Genomic DNA, 14,013 nt, shown 5'->3' with positions numbered 1-14,013 from the left:
CGGCCCCGCCAGGGCCGGCGCTGCCGCACGGGCGGTGCCGGGAGACGGCACCGCGGGACGACGGTGGTGAGGATGTCCGGGCAGAGCGACGACGGCAACATCGGCGGCGGAGAACCCCGGGTGCACCGGGACACCGCCCAGGTCGACATGCCCATGGCACCTCCCCGGGTCACCGGGCCGCGGGACGGCGGGAGCTCGGCCGAGCCGGCCGGTGACGGCGTCCCCGCGCCGCGCGGGGTGACCGGCCCGGTGCCGCTGCCGGCCGACGGCCGCTCCGACGCCTCGCCGCAGGTGCGCACCGTCGAGCGGCACCTCGACGAGATCCTCGCCGCCGTGCCGCAGCCGGACCCGATCGAGCTGGCCGTGCTCGACGCGCAGGGGTTGCTCTGCGCCGAGGACGTCGTCAGCCAGCGGGCGCTGCCCGCCTTCGACCAGGCCGCGCTGGACGGCTACGCCGCCCGCGCGGAGGACGTCGCGGCCGCCTCCGTGGCCGCGCCGGTGGAGCTGGCCGTCGTCGGGGAGAGCGTGGCCGGGGCCGGTGCGCCGTCGTCGATCGGGCCGGGGCTGGCGCTGAAGGTCGCCGCCGGTGCGATGCTCCCCTCCGGCGCCGACGTCGTCGTCCCGGGGGTGTGGACCGACAACGGCGCGGCCCGGGTGGAGGTCCAGGCCGGGCCGCCGGCCGGCAGCTACGTCCGCCGCACCGGCGACGACGTCGCGCCGGGGGACCCCGCGGTGCACGTCGGGACCCCGATCGGCCCCGCCCAGATCAGCCTGCTGGCCGCCGTGGGGCGGGAGCGGGTGCTCGTCCGCCCCCGGCCGCGGGTGGTCGTGCTCAGCGCCGGCAGCGAGCTGGTGGACGTGAGCGCCGCCCCGGCGCCCGGTCAGGTGGTCGACGTCAACAGCTACGCGCTCGCCGCGGCGGCCCGGGACGCCGGGGCCGACGCCTACCGGTCGGGGCGCCTGCCCAGCGACCAGCGGCGCCTGACCGAGGTGCTGGAGAGCCAGCTGCTGCGCAGCGACCTGGTGCTCATCTCCGGCACCTTCGCCAGCGGCGGGTTCGACATGGTGCAGGAGGCGCTGGCCGGGCTCGGCCGGATGCGCTTCCGCCAGGTCGCGATGCACCCCGGCCCCGCGCAGGGCTTCGGCCGGCTCGGCCCGGACGAGGTGCCGGTCATCTGCGTGCCGGGGGAGCCGGTCGCCGCGCTGGTCGCCTTCGAGGTGTTCGTCCGGCCCGCCATCCGGCTGATGCTGGGCAAGCGCCAGCTGTTCCGCCGCACCGTGCAGGCCATCGCCGGGCAGCCGCTGCTCTCCCCGCTGGGGTACCGCCAGTACCTGCACGGCACCGTCATGCGGCACCCCGACGGCGGCTACGTCGTCGAGCCGGTGGGGGAGGCCACCGACGCGCTCCTAGCCCGCATGGCGCGCGCGAACTGCCTGATCGTCATCGACGAGGACGTCACCGAGGTGGCCGCCGGCGGTCTGGTCACCGTCATGCCGCTGCTGCTCGGCGGCTGACGCAGGCATCCGTGATCGATCCCGACCTGCACCCCGGCTGGCCCGCGATCCTGTCCTGGGGACCGGTCGAGCTGCACCCGCTGCGCCGGCGCGACGCGGTGGAGTGGAGCCGCGTCCGCTCGGCCAACGAGGACTGGCTGCGCCCCTGGGAGCCGACGGCCACCGTCGGCTGGCAGGCCCGGCACACGCCGGCGGCCTACCGGGCGATGCGGCGGATGATGGCCCGCCGGGCACGGCTGGGCACGTCGCTGCCGTTCGCCGTGCGGCACGAGGGCCGGCTGGTCGGCCAGGTGACGGTCGACAACGTCGTCCGGGGCGCGCTGCGCGCCGGGTACCTCGGCTACTGGATCGACCGGTCGGTGGCCGGCCGGGGCATCGCCTCGCTGGCCGTGGCGCTGGTGTGCGACCACGCCTTCGGGCCCGTCGGCCTGCACCGGTTGCAGGCCGACATCCGCCCGGAGAACCTGCCCAGCCAGCGGCTGGTGGAGCGGCTGGGCTTCCAGCAGGAGGGCCTGCTGCGGCGCTACCTGGACATCGACGGCGCCTGGCGCGACCACCTGGCGTACGCGCTGCTCGCCGACGACCTGCCGCGGGGTGTCCTCGACCGCTGGCAGGCCACGGCCCCGGGTCGACCCGTCGACTGATCGGCTCGTCGGCATAGCACGCAGCGTGACCGCCGCGAGGGTGGCCGACGGCGACACGCCGTCCCCCGTCACACCGGTCCCACAACACATCGGCGACACGCCCGCGCGCCTCCCGGATCCCACCTGCTGACCTGCATAACCTCGCCCGGCGAGTGACTGATGTGACAGGTGGTGTTCCTATGGGATCGGGCGTGCTCTTGGCCGCGCTGGTCGTGCTGTGGTTCGTCGTGCTGGTGCCCATGGTGGTGACCCGCGGTGACGCGCAGGACGGTCGTGCGGAGCTTGCCGACTCGGGTCGGACGTTGCAGCGCCGGCGGTCGGTGGACCCGGTGCGGCATGCCGAGACCGAGCGGGTGTCGATCGACCGCGACGTCCTGCGCACCACCGGTGAGCTGAAGGTGGATGTGCACGCGCTGCGCCGGCGGGCGCTGGGTGGCCTGGTGGCCCTCACGCTCGCCTCGCTGGCCGGGGCGTTGCTCCTCACCCCGTGGCTGTGGATCGCCCAGGCGGTCTTCACCGTCGCGACGGTCGGCTACGTGCTGGTGCTGCGGAAGGTGGCTCGTCGCGAGCGGCTCGCCGCCCGCCGCGCCGCCCGGTCCGCCGCGCGGCAGGCCGTGCGGGCCTCCGTCCGGCCCGCCGCCCGCCCGGCGCCCGTGCCGGCCGAGGTGCCGGCGCCCGTCCAGCGCACGGCGTCGCCCGAGACGCACGAGACGGTCGCGCAGGCGGCCCTGCCCGCGCTGCAGCACCCGAGCCTCCCGCTCGCCCCGGTGCGCACGCTCCGTCCGGGACGGGTCGTCGCCGCGCGCACGCCGGCGCCCGTCGGGTGGCAGAACAGCGCCGTCGTGGGCCTCGACGACGACGACATCGGTTTCGCCGACATCGACGAGTACCAGCCGCCGCGCGTGATCGGCGCCTGAGTGGTCGACACGGGCCTCCGGCCCTGCCCCGGTGGCAGGGCCGGAGGAGCCGGGCGGTAGTCTTCCTCCTGCACTTGGGGCTGTGGCGCAGACCGGTAGCGCACCTCGTTCGCATCGAGGGGGTCAGGGGTTCAAATCCCCTCAGCTCCACCCAGTACAGCGCCCGGCGCCGCCGGGGTCCCGTCCCTGGCGGCGCCGTCGTCGCGTCGGAGCGGGGGAACGCAGCGCCGCGACGGCTAGGCTGCCCGTCGGTGCGGGGCAGGGCGTCCCGCGGGAGGCGGTTCCATGGCTGAGACACCGGTGGGCGCCTCGTCCCCGGTGCGGCGCGCCCGCGGTCGGGCGAGCGACAGCGCCGCCACCCGTCAGCTCATCATCGACATCGCCGCCCGGGAGTTCAGCGAGCGCGGGTACATGGCCACGTCCCTGAACGACATCGTCGCCGGCACCGGGATGACGAAGGGTGCGCTCTACTGGCACTTCGAGTCCAAGGAGAGCGTCGCGGTCGCCGTCGTCCACCAGATGTTCGAGACCTGGCCGGTCATGCTCCGCGGGGTCATCGACTCCCACGACGACGCCCTGTCCGCCCTGGTCGCCGTCACCTACGTGGCCGGTGAGCAGTTCGCGAGGGACCCGGTCGTCCGGGCCTCCAAGCGGCTGATGTCCGAGCTCCCGCCGGACGCCCTGGCCAAGCTGCCGCAGCCCTACGTCGGCTGGCAGCACGCGCTCGCCCAGCTGATCACCCAGGGGCAGCAGCGGGGGCAGATCAACGCCGCGGCCGACCCGGTGGGCACCGCCCAGGTGATCGTGGCCAGCTTCTTCGGCATGCAGCAGGTGTCCCAGGAGCTGAGCGCCCGGCGGGACCTCGCCGGCCGGCTGGACTCCTTCTGGGCCCTGGTCCTGCCGCAGCTGCAGCCCGCCTCCCCGGCCTGACCTCCTCGGCCTGACGTCCGCGGGCGGGGCGAACGCCCGCGGGCGACGACGTCCTCGCCCTGCCCGACCGGTACCGCGCACGGCACGTCCGCGGCCGCCGCCCCCGGCACCGGCTCCGGCCCGCCCGCCTCCGGCGGCAGGCGGGTCACGGGCGTGCGCGCGGGATCGCGCCGGCCCTTGCGAACCTGTCGAGAGAGGTGTCGCCATGACCGAGAACCACCACGCGGACACGTCGGAGGGGCGGGCGCTCACCCGGCCCGCGGTCAGCGCGACCCTGCACTGCCTCGCGGGCTGCGCCATCGGCGAGGTGCTCGGCATGGTGATCGGCACCGCGCTGGGCTGGTCCGACGGCGCCACGATCGCGCTCGCGGTCTCACTGGCGTTCGTCTTCGGCTACTCGCTGACCATCGCGCCGGTGCTGCGCTCGGGCCTGCCGCTGCGCGCGGCGGTGAGGGTGGCGCTGGCTGCCGACACCGTCTCCATCGTCGTCATGGAGGTGGTGGACAACGGGATCATGCTGGCGATCCCGGGCGCGATGGACGCCGGGCTCGCGTCACCGCTGTTCTGGGGCTCGCTCGCCGTCGCCCTCGCGGTCGCCTTCGTGGTGACGGTGCCGGTCAACCGGGCGATGATCGGCCGCGGCAGGGGGCACGCCGTCGTCCACGAGTACCACTCCTGAGCTCCCTGGTCAGAACCAGGACGGGAACCACATGCGCTGCAGCCACTCGGCGTGCGAGAGGGGCTGCCCGGTGAGCACCGGCCAGAAGAAGACGAAGGTGGCCGCCACGACGGCGACGTACCCGCAGGCGACGGCCAGCCCCGCGCGCCGGCGCCACCCGCCGCTGCCGGGCCGCCCGACCACGTCCTGCAGCACCAGGGCGACCGCGAGCACGAAGAACGGCAGCGCCGGCGCCATGTAGAAGATGAACATGGTCCGGTCGAGGTTCACGAACCAGGTGAGCCAGCCCGCGGCGATCCCGACGGCGACGGGAAGGGCGGCCGGGTCCCGCCGGGCGGCGATCCGCCAGAGCAGCCAGAGCATCGCGGGCGCGAAGGCCAGCCAGAGGACCGGCGTCCCGACCATGAGGATGTAGCGCACCACCTGCTCGCCCTGGGAGTCGACGATGCCCTGCGGGTTCCACAGCAGGATCGGCCGGCCGTTGACCAGCCACGACCAGGGGCCGGACTCCCAGGGGTGCGGGCTGGAGAGCCCGTTGTGGAACCGGAGCCACTCGGCGTGCTGGTGCCACAGCGACCGCAGCGCGTCCGGCACCCACGGGTAGGCGGTGTCGGGATTCTGCTGCGCCCACGCCCTGCCCTGCGACGTCTCGCCCAGGAACCAGCCGGTGAACGAGGCGAGGTAGGTGAGCACCGGGACGGCGGCCAGCGCCCAGAGCGCACCTGGCAGCCCGCGGCGGGCCGCCGTCCGGGTGGGTCGCCGCACCCCGGCGTCCCGCCAGGCCGCCCGCTCCCAGAACAGCGACAGCACGGCGAAGAAGGCCAGGAACCAGACCCCGCTCCACTTGACCGCGCAGGCGCAGCCGAAGAGGACGCCGGCCGCGATCCGCCAGCCGCGCGGACCGAGCCGGAAACCGCCGCCCGCGACCTCGCCGGCCGCTCGCACCCGGGCCCGCACGACGTCGCGGTCGACCACCAGGCAGGCCACCGCGCCGAGGACGAACACCTGCAGGAAGACGTCGAGCAGGCCGACCCTGGAGATCGTGAACGCGAACCCGTCGACGAGCAGGAGCACCCCGGCGAGCAGGCCGACCAGCGTGGAACCGGTCAGCCGGCGCCCCAGCCGGAACAGCACGACGACGGCGATCGAGCCGGCCACCGCCGAGGGGAGGCGCCAGCCGAACGAGTCGTAGCCGAACAGGCCCTCGCCGGCCGCGATCAGCCACTTGCCCAGCGGTGGGTGGACGATGAACGTGTAGCCGCGGTTGTACTCGTGCCCCCAGGTGAGCAGCTCCTCCGCCTGGGGCGGGTAGTACGCCTCGTCGAACAGCAGTTCGCGGGGGTAGGCGAGCCCCCAGAGCCGGGTGGCCAGGGCCAGCGCGCCCAGGACGGCGGCGATGATCCACGCCGTCCGGCGGTCGTCGGGCAGCGCGACGACGTCGCGGCGGGGCCGGGGCGGCGGCAGGCGGCGCACCCGCGGCGCCGCCGGGTGCGGGGCCCCGTGCGGGTCCTCGTCCGCCCGCTCGGGTGCCAGCACCGCCATGCGGTCAGGGTAGGTGGCGCACCCGGCCGCCCGGTCGTGACAGGCTCGTCGGCGTGAGCGGACGGCTGGTGCTGGGTGGGGCGCCCCTCGGGCAGCCCGGTGACGTCGGCCCGCGGCTCCGGGCGGCGATGGCCACGGCCGACGTCCTCGCCTGCGAGGACACCCGGCGGCTGCACCGGCTGGCCGCCGACCTCGAGGTCACCTTCACCGGTCGGGTGGTCACCTTCCACGAGTCGGTGGAGCGCGCCCGGCTGCCCGGGCTCCTGGCGGCCCTGACCGAGGGGCGGACGGTCCTGCTCCTCACCGACGCCGGGATGCCCTCGGTCTCCGACCCGGGCTACACGCTCGTGCGGGCCGCCATCGACGCCGGCGTCGTCGTCACCTCCGTGCCGGGGCCGTCGGCGGTGACCACCGCGCTGGCGGTCTCGGGCCTGCCGGTGGACCGGTTCTGCTTCGAGGGCTTCCTGCCGCGGAAGGGCGGTGAGCGGCGGTCGCGGTTCGCGTCGCTGGCCGACGAGCGCCGCACGATGGTGTTCTTCGAGTCCCCGCACCGGCTGGCCGACGCGCTGACCGACGCCGCGGCCGTGCTCGGGGACGACCGGCCGGCCGCCGTCTGCCGCGAGCTGACCAAGACCCACGAGGAGGTCCGGCGCGGCGGGCTGGCCGAGCTGGCCGCCTGGGCCGCCGACGGGGTGCGCGGCGAGATCACCCTCGTCGTCGCCGGCGCACCCGAGCGGGCCGTGGAGCTCACGCCGGCCGAGCTCGCGGCCGAGGTCGCAGCGGAGGAGGCGGCGGGCGCCACCCGCAAGGACGCCATCCGGGCGGTCGTGGAACGCACCGGCCTCCCGCGCCGCACCGTCTACGACGCCGTCGTCGCCGCCAAGTCCTAGCCCCGTCACAGGCATAGGAGGCTTTGCCTGCGTATTCGGCCCTGATCCGCAGGCAAGGCTTCCTATGCCTGCGAAGTCTCAGCTCACCTGCAGCTGTGCGAGGCGAGCGCGGTAGACCGCGAGCACTTTCGCGCGCACGCCCTCGGGATCGCGCAGGACGTCCGCGTACGTGAAGCGGAGGACGACCCAGCCGAGCGCGGCGAGCTCCCGGTCGCGGGCCAGGTCCTTGCGGCGGTCCGCCGGTGAGGTGTGGTGCCGGGCGCCGTCCAGCTCCACCGCCAGTTTCACCTCTGGCCATGCCCGGTCGAGCTTGATCCGACGGGCCGGCAGCTGCACCGGGTACTGGCCGACGCTCGGCGGCAGCGAACGGTGCCGGAAGACGGTGAGGACGCCGTGGGCCTCGAGTTCGCTCCTGCAGCCGTCGGCGATGAGATCGATGGTCTGCCGCAGGCCGCGCCGGCCCGCGACATTGGGGCGCTCCGCCAGTGCCTCGTCGAGATGTCGCGCGGTGACCAGGCCGCGATTGCTGAGGTCCAAGGCGAGCGGACGGCGCTCCACGGTCGGCAGCAAGGGCCACGAGTCGATGACGGTCCGGGGCAGTGTCGTGATGCGGAGATCGCGCCGCTGCACGCACTGCGCGGACTCCGGCTCGAAGCGCAGCCGGCGGTGCACGAGCAGGTCGGGTGCTCCGGCTCTCTTGACGCTCTGGTCCACCGTCACGTGAAGTGGCCGCTCCAGCGGGCGCAGCCCCCACACGGCGAGTGCGGTCGTGTGGCTCAGTGCCGCAACCGGCCCGGCGTGCAGGAGCGCCGCCCGCAGCGTCAGCGCGTCGTCCTCGACGCAGTTCCGCAGCCGGTAGACCCTGGGGAAGACCCGCACGAGGTAGCCGCGGCCGACATGGCTGTCGAGCACCTGGCGCGGTACCCGCTCGAGCAACTGCCGGCGCGTGGCCAGCCCGCCGTGGTCGCCCACTGTGTCGACGATTGCCTTCCGCCAATCCATGAGGGCAGCCTCGTCGGCACGCCCACTCGGTTGGAGCCGGCGCAGCGATCTGTGGACAACTCATGGGTGAGCCGCGGAAGAGGCTTCAGGCGGGCATAGGAAGCTATGCCTACGGATTCGGCTGCGAAACCGTAGGCAAAGCCTCCTATGCCTGGGGCGGGGGTGGAGAGGGCCGCGAGGGCCGGACGGGCTAGAGCCAGCCGTTGCGCTTGAAGCCGCGGTAGAGCAGCACGATGGCCGTGAGGATCACCAGCAGCACAGCCGGGTAGCCCCACGGCTCGTCGAGCTCGGGCATGTACGTGAAGTTCATCCCGTAGATCCCGGCGATGGCGGTGGGGACGGCGATGATGCCGGCGTAGGCCGAGATCTTGCGCATGTCCTCGTTGTCGGCCATCTGGGTCCGGGCCAGCGACGCCTGCAGAATCGAGGTGAGCAGCTCGTCGAGTCCGGCCACCTGGTCGCGCACCCGGATGGCGTGGTCGAGGACGTCCCGGAAGTACGAGCGCATCGCATCGGGGACGACGTCGACGGGCCGCTCGGCCAGCTTCTGCAGCGGGACCTCCAGCGGGGACACCGCGCGCCGCAGCGACATCAGCTGCCGCTTGAGCTGGTAGAGCCGGCCGACGTCGTCGGTGCGCTGGGGGCTGAACACGGAGGCCTCCAGCTCCTCGACGTCCTGCTCGACCGCGGCGGCGACATCGACGAAGGAGTCCACCACCAGGTCGGCGACGGCGTAGAGCACGGCGGCGGGGCCGAGGCACAGCAGCTCGCGCTGCTCCTCCAGCCGCTGCCGGAGCTCGGCCAGCCCGCCGTGGTCGCCGTGCCGGACCGTGATGACGTAGTTCGGCCCGAGGAAGACCATCACCTCGCCGGTGTCCACGACCTCGCTGGTCGCGGTGAGCTCCTCGTGCTCGATGTACGTCGCGGTCTTGAGGACCATGAACAGGGCGTCGTCGTAGCGCTCCAGCTTCGGCCGCTGGTGGGCGTAGACGGCGTCCTCGACCGCGAGCGGGTGCAGGTCGTACTCCCCGGCGATCGCCCCCAGCTCGTGCTCGTCCGGCGCGTAGAGGCCCAGCCACACGAACCCGCCGAGCTCCTCGGCGACCGGCAGCGCGTCCTCCGCGGCCACCGGCTCCTGGCGCCGGCCGTCGACGTAGACGGCGCAGTCGATGACGGCCGCCGTCTCGGGGCGGCGGGTCGGCATCCGCTGCTGCTGCCCGGCCGGGCGGGGGCGCAGGGTCGGTGGCGATCCCGGCGGCACCTGGGAGGGCAGCTGGAGCGGTGCGGCCGGCAGGTCGTCGCTGGTGCTCACGGCGGGTCCGCCCTCCTCCCCGGCTGGTCGTTCGTGCGGTGTGCAGCGTAGGCGTGCCGGGCCGCCTGCCCGTGCGGCCGTCCTGCCCCGCAGGGGTGAGTCCGGCCGGCGCGGCGTCCAGCGGCCCGCGCGGCGCGCCGACCTGAGCGGGGACAGCCCCCACCGGTCAGGGAGAGCAGCTTCGTGGCGAGCACCGTCCTCGACACCCTCGGGTCCCCGTACGCACGCTCGGCGGGACCCGTGGCGTCCCAGCGCTCCGGCGGCGCGCGCCGCCGGGTGCCGGTCAGCGTGCTCGGCGCCGGCCTGCTCGCCGTCGGAGAGGCCACCGGTCTGCTGGCCACGGGCCTGACCCGGGTCGACGCCGTCCTGGCCGCACCGGTGCGGCCGGCCGGCTGGCTGGTCGTCCTCGGGCTGGTCGTGCTGGCCGGCTGGATCGTCCTGACCGCCGGTGCGGGCGCGGCGCTGATCGACGGCTCCGGCCGCACGCTCGTGGTGGTCACCTCCTCCGCCGAGCTCGGCGTGCTCTCGATGCTGGGCGTCGTCGCGGTCGTGGTGCCGGTACCGGAGGCGCTCACCGGTGGCGTCCCGCTGCCGCTGCTGTTCGCGGCGGCGCTCGCGGTGCCGGCCGGCAAGCTGCTCCTCGCCGGCACTCCGTCGGCGCGGCAGTGGGTGCTGCAGGGCCCGCGGGTGCGGGCGCGGCGGCCCGACCCGGTGACCCTGCACCGCTCGCTGTGCACGGTCACCCTCGGGCTCATCGCCCTGGCGCTCGGCGGCCTCGCCCTCCTCGGCCCGGTCGACACCGACCCGTCCGGCCCGGCCACGAACGTCGTCTCGCAGCGCTGAGGCCCGCGCCGGCAGCCCGGCCGGGCGACCGGCTGGACCCCGCCGCCTAGGCTCAGCGGCGTGAGTGATCGGCACATCCTGACCGCAGTCGCCTGGCCCTATGCGAACGGGCCGCGGCACATCGGCCACGTCTCCGGGTTCGGCGTCCCCTCCGACGTCTTCAGCCGGTACCACCGGATGGCCGGGGACGAGGTCCTCATGGTCAGCGGCACCGACGAGCACGGCACCCCGATCACCGTCGCCGCCGACGCCGAGGGGATCACGCCCCGGCAGATCGCCGACCGGAACAACCGGGTCATCGTCGGGGACCTGCAGTCCCTCGGGCTCAGCTACGACCTGTTCACGAGGACGACGACGGCCAACCACGCGCAGATCAGCCAGGAGATCTTCCTCGGCCTGCTCAAGAACGGCTACGTCTTCCCGAAGACGACGCTCGGCGCGATCAGCCCGTCGACCGGCCGCACCCTGCCCGACCGCTACATCGAGGGCACCTGCCCGATCTGCGGCTACGACGGTGCGCGCGGCGACCAGTGCGACAACTGCGGCAACCAGCTCGACCCGATCGACCTGGTCAACCCGGTCAGCAAGATCAGCGGTGAGACGCCGAAGTTCGTCGAGGAGGAGCACTACTTCCTCGACCTGCCCGCGTTCACCCGGGCGCTGGGCGACTGGCTGGGCACCCGGAAGAGCTGGCGCCCGAACGTCCTCAACTTCAGCGTCAACCTGCTCACCGACCTCAAGCCGCGCAGCTACACCCGCGACATCGACTGGGGCGTCCCGGTGCCGCTGGACGGCTGGCGCGACCGCCCCGACAAGCGCATCTACGTCTGGTTCGACGCCGTGGTCGGGTACCTGTCCGCGTCCATCGAGTGGGCCCGCCGGTCGGGGGACCCGGACGCGTGGCGCCGGTGGTGGCAGTCGCCGGACTCCGACGCCTACTACTTCATGGGCAAGGACAACATCGTCTTCCACTCCGAGATCTGGCCGGCCCAGCTGCTCGGCTACAACGGCGAGGGCGACAAGGGCGGGACGCCGGGCTCCTACGGCCGGCTGAACCTGCCCACCGAGGTCGTCTCCAGCGAGTTCCTGACCATGGAGGGACGCAAGTTCTCCTCCTCCCGCAACGTGGTCATCTACGTGCGGGACTTCCTCGCCCGGTACGACGCCGACGCGCTGCGCTACTTCATCGCCGTCGCCGGCCCGGAGAACCAGGACACCGACTTCACCTGGGCGGAGTTCCTGCGCCGCAACAACGACGAGCTGGTCGCCGGCTGGGGCAACCTGGTCAACCGGAGCGTCTCGATGGCGGCGAAGAACGTCGGCGCCGTCCCGACGCCCGGCGACCTGACCGACGACGACCGCGCGCTGCTGGCCACCACGTCGGGCGCGTTCGCCCCCGTGGGCGAGCTGCTCTCGCGCAACCGGCAGAAGGCCGCGATCACCGAGGCCATGCGGGTCGTCGGCGAGGCGAACAAGTACCTGTCGGACCAGGCGCCGTGGAAGCTCAAGGAGGACCCGGCCCGCCGGGACACCGTCCTGCACACCGCGCTCCAGGCGATCAAGGACTGCAACGCCCTCCTGACGCCGTTCCTCCCGCACTCCTCGCAGCAGGTGCACGAGCTGCTCGGCGGGACCGGCACCTGGTCGGTCGCGCCGCGGGTCGAGGAGGTCACCGACCTCGACGAGGGCTCGCCGTACCCGATCATCACCGGCTCCTACGAGCAGGGGCAGGCGGTCTGGGCCTCCACGCCGCTCCCGGCCCCCGGGACGCCGCTGGCCCCGCCGAAGCCGATCTTCACCAAGCTGGACCCGTCGATCGTCGACGAGGAGCTCCGGCGCCTGGAGGAGGGCGGGGAATGAGTCGCTCGGCCTCGTCCCGCGCGAACCGGCGGGGCGAGCCGCCGCCGTCGCCGGAGCCGCTCCCGGCCCCGGCGCTGGACAGCCACACGCACCTGGACATCGTCCTGGGGGAGCGGCCGGCCGGCGACGAGCACGGCGAGTGGGCGTCGGACGACGACGTCGACGCCGAGATCGCAGCCGCCGCCGCGGTGAACGTGACCCGGCTGGTGCAGGTCGGTGTCGACGTCGCATCGTCCCGGTGGTCGGCGGAGCTGGCGGCCCGGCACCCCAACGTGCTCGCCGCCGTCGCGCTGCACCCCAACGAGGCCGGCGGGGGCGGGGCGTCCGACGCGGCGCTGGCCGAGATCGACCGGTTGGCCGCGCTGCCGCGGGTGCGGGCGGTGGGGGAGACCGGCCTGGACCGGTACCGCACCGGCCCGGAGGGCTGGCCGGCCCAGGAGGCGTCGTTCCGCGCGCACATCCGGATCGCCAAGGAGCGCGGCGTCGCGCTGGTGATCCACGACCGGGACGCGCACGAGCAGATCCTGCGGGTGCTCGAGGACGAGGGCGCTCCCGAGCACACCGTCTTCCACTGCTTCTCCGGCGACGCCGTGTTCGCCAAGGCGTGCGTCGAACGGGGGTACGTGCTCTCCTTCGCCGGCACGCTGACCTTCGGCAACGCCGGTTACCTGCGCGAGGCGGCCGCGCTGACCCCGGTGGACCAGCTGCTGGTGGAGACCGACTCCCCGTTCCTCACCCCTGCGCCGTTCCGGGGCCGCCCGAACGCCTCGCGGCTGGTGCCGCACACGGTCCGGGCGCTCGCAGAGGTCACCGGCACGGAACTGGTCGAGCTCTGCCACACCCTCACCGCCACCGCCGAACGCGTCTTCGGTCCCTGGGAGCAGCAGCCCGCCCCTCGCTGAGGAGAGTTTCCGCCTCCCGGGCGACCGGCTGGAACGGGGTCGCACCACACGGGCGGAGAACCGATGCACACTTGACCCGTGGGTCGTCTCATCGCGGTCGTGGTCTTCGTCGCTCTGCTCGTGCCGGGCGTGCTGCTGGCCCGCGCCTGGAAGCTGGCGGCGGATCGCCGGGCGGTCGCCGGCGGAGGGGTGGAACTGGCCGAGCCGACCCCCGAGGGGCTGGCGGCGCTGCGGCGGCAGGCGGCGCACGGACGCCGGTGGCGCGGGCTGGGCCTGCTCCTCGGCCTGGCCGGGATCGTGGCCAGCGTGGTGCTCCTCGCGGAGGCATCGGTCTTCCTGTGGCTCCCCCTGCTCGCGATGGGTCTGCTGGCGGGCGTGCTGCTGGCCGAGGTGACGCGCCCCCGCCCGCGCTGGACGCTGACCTCCCCGCCGCGCCGCCCGCGGCAGGGCGAGCAGATCTCCGCCTGGCTGGTCTGGACGATGCGCCTGGTGGTCGCCGCAGAGCTGGCGACCGCCGGGTGGCTGTGGTCCGACGGCGAGCTGGGGAGCACCACCGCCTGGGCGGTCGTGGTCGTGCCGCTGGTGGCCTGGCTGCTGGCCGAGGGGGCGCTGCTCCGGGCGCTGGTCCGGCCGATGCCGGCCCAGGGCGCAGACGTGCCGATCGACGAGGCGCTGCGGACCTGGACGGCGCACCTGGTGACCGCTGCGGCCAGCGTGACGGCGCTGCTCCCGTTCGGCACCCTGCTGCTGCGCGCCGGGCTGGACCTGGGGGAGCGGGTCCGCGGGGACTTCGACGTGCTGCCGGTGGCCCTCGTGGCCGGCGGCTTCTCCGCGCTGGCGGCCGGCCTGGCCGTGACCGTCTTCCTGTTCAGCTGGCTCCGGCCGGTGCGCTCGAGCGCCCCCGCGCTGGCGGGCTGAGACCGCGCGTCCGGCGCCCGCGCAGCCGGTGTCCTTGATCACCCCCGGTCGGGTGACGG

13 protein-coding genes and 1 tRNA gene are annotated in these 14,013 nt (G+C 74.4%); 11 read left to right on the top strand and 3 right to left on the bottom strand.

Annotated elements, in window-relative coordinates:
- Positions 1-72 precede the first annotated feature (72 nt).
- The 6 genes from glp (at position 73) to O2W17_RS06265 (ending at position 4,685) form a co-directional block, all read left to right on the top strand.
- Entirely contained in the window at positions 73-1,515 is a 1,443-nt protein-coding gene (gene glp / locus O2W17_RS06290) for a molybdotransferase-like divisome protein Glp (protein ID WP_269191543.1), read from the top strand.
- Positions 1,516-1,526: 11 nt separating this feature from the next.
- Complete coding sequence (locus tag O2W17_RS06285; RefSeq protein WP_269191542.1) at positions 1,527-2,159, top strand: GNAT family N-acetyltransferase; 633 nt, start codon at positions 1,527-1,529, stop codon at positions 2,157-2,159.
- 191 nt (positions 2,160-2,350) lie between these two features.
- The gene (locus tag O2W17_RS06280) at positions 2,351-3,076 is read left to right on the top strand and encodes a hypothetical protein (protein ID WP_269191541.1); all 726 of its coding nucleotides are present in this window, start codon (positions 2,351-2,353) and stop codon (positions 3,074-3,076) included.
- A gap of 76 nt (positions 3,077-3,152) precedes the next feature.
- Positions 3,153-3,226: transfer RNA gene (locus tag O2W17_RS06275), tRNA-Ala, on the top strand.
- Positions 3,227-3,361: 135 nt separating this feature from the next.
- Positions 3,362-4,006 carry a ScbR family autoregulator-binding transcription factor gene (locus tag O2W17_RS06270; protein ID WP_269191540.1) on the top strand — a complete coding sequence of 215 codons (645 nt, stop codon included), beginning with the start codon at positions 3,362-3,364 and terminating at the stop codon, positions 4,004-4,006.
- Between the two features lie 205 nt (positions 4,007-4,211).
- Positions 4,212-4,685: a DUF4396 domain-containing protein gene (locus O2W17_RS06265; RefSeq protein ID WP_269191539.1), complete on the top strand. Its 474-nt coding sequence runs from the start codon at positions 4,212-4,214 to the stop codon at positions 4,683-4,685.
- Between the two features lie 9 nt (positions 4,686-4,694).
- Here the strand turns inward: O2W17_RS06265 and O2W17_RS06260 are convergent, their stop codons facing one another.
- Positions 4,695-6,227, bottom strand: a complete 1,533-nt coding sequence (locus tag O2W17_RS06260) for a dolichyl-phosphate-mannose--protein mannosyltransferase (protein ID WP_269191538.1) — start codon at positions 6,225-6,227, stop codon at positions 4,695-4,697.
- Positions 6,228-6,280: 53 nt separating this feature from the next.
- Here O2W17_RS06260 and rsmI point away from each other — a divergent pair, with 53 nt between their 5' ends.
- Positions 6,281-7,117 carry a 16S rRNA (cytidine(1402)-2'-O)-methyltransferase gene (gene rsmI, locus O2W17_RS06255; protein WP_269191537.1) on the top strand — a complete coding sequence of 279 codons (837 nt, stop codon included), beginning with the start codon at positions 6,281-6,283 and terminating at the stop codon, positions 7,115-7,117.
- A gap of 78 nt (positions 7,118-7,195) precedes the next feature.
- On the opposite strand, the gene O2W17_RS06250 is transcribed toward rsmI, so the two are convergent.
- Both O2W17_RS06250 and O2W17_RS06245 read right to left on the bottom strand, forming a co-directional pair.
- Complete coding sequence (locus O2W17_RS06250) at positions 7,196-8,119, bottom strand: DUF559 domain-containing protein (RefSeq protein WP_269191536.1); 924 nt, start codon at positions 8,117-8,119, stop codon at positions 7,196-7,198.
- A 190-nt stretch (positions 8,120-8,309) separates the two neighbouring features.
- Positions 8,310-9,431 (bottom strand): magnesium and cobalt transport protein CorA, encoded by a 1,122-nt coding sequence (locus O2W17_RS06245; RefSeq protein WP_269191535.1) that lies wholly within the window; start codon positions 9,429-9,431, stop codon positions 8,310-8,312.
- Between the two features lie 183 nt (positions 9,432-9,614).
- Between O2W17_RS06245 and O2W17_RS06240 the strand changes: the two genes are divergently transcribed.
- The 4 genes from O2W17_RS06240 (at position 9,615) to O2W17_RS06225 (ending at position 13,954) form a co-directional block, all read left to right on the top strand.
- On the top strand, positions 9,615-10,274 hold the full coding sequence (locus tag O2W17_RS06240) for a hypothetical protein (RefSeq protein ID WP_269191534.1): 660 nt from the start codon (positions 9,615-9,617) through the stop codon (positions 10,272-10,274).
- A 60-nt stretch (positions 10,275-10,334) separates the two neighbouring features.
- Entirely contained in the window at positions 10,335-12,134 is a 1,800-nt protein-coding gene (metG, locus tag O2W17_RS06235) for a methionine--tRNA ligase (protein WP_269191533.1), read from the top strand.
- The gene (locus O2W17_RS06230) at positions 12,131-13,036 is read left to right on the top strand and encodes a TatD family hydrolase (RefSeq protein WP_269191532.1); all 906 of its coding nucleotides are present in this window, start codon (positions 12,131-12,133) and stop codon (positions 13,034-13,036) included. Before metG ends, O2W17_RS06230 begins: the two co-directional genes overlap by 4 nt.
- Positions 13,037-13,114: 78 nt before the next feature.
- A complete protein-coding gene (locus O2W17_RS06225) occupies positions 13,115-13,954 on the top strand; it encodes a hypothetical protein (protein WP_269191531.1) in 840 nt (279 codons plus the stop codon).
- Positions 13,955-14,013 lie beyond the last annotated feature (59 nt).

It is taken from the genome of Blastococcus sp. VKM Ac-2987 (genome assembly GCF_026967805.1).
GTDB lineage: Bacteria > Actinomycetota > Actinomycetes > Mycobacteriales > Geodermatophilaceae > Blastococcus.
Note: the sequence above shows the minus strand (reverse complement) of the source record. Positions and strands in the feature narration are given on the sequence as shown.

Bases quoted from the DNA above. Each gene is read 5' to 3' on its own strand.
- O2W17_RS06250 (WP_269191536.1), bottom strand. From the start codon at position 8,119: ATGGATTGGCGGAAGGCAATCGTCGACACAGTGGGCGACCACGGCGGG.
- O2W17_RS06230 (WP_269191532.1), top strand. From the start codon at position 12,131: ATGAGTCGCTCGGCCTCGTCCCGCGCGAACCGGCGGGGCGAGCCGCCG.
- O2W17_RS06270 (WP_269191540.1), top strand. From the start codon at position 3,362: ATGGCTGAGACACCGGTGGGCGCCTCGTCCCCGGTGCGGCGCGCCCGC.
- O2W17_RS06260 (WP_269191538.1), bottom strand. From the start codon at position 6,227: ATGGCGGTGCTGGCACCCGAGCGGGCGGACGAGGACCCGCACGGGGCC.
- O2W17_RS06265 (WP_269191539.1), top strand. From the start codon at position 4,212: ATGACCGAGAACCACCACGCGGACACGTCGGAGGGGCGGGCGCTCACC.
- glp (WP_269191543.1), top strand. From the start codon at position 73: ATGTCCGGGCAGAGCGACGACGGCAACATCGGCGGCGGAGAACCCCGG.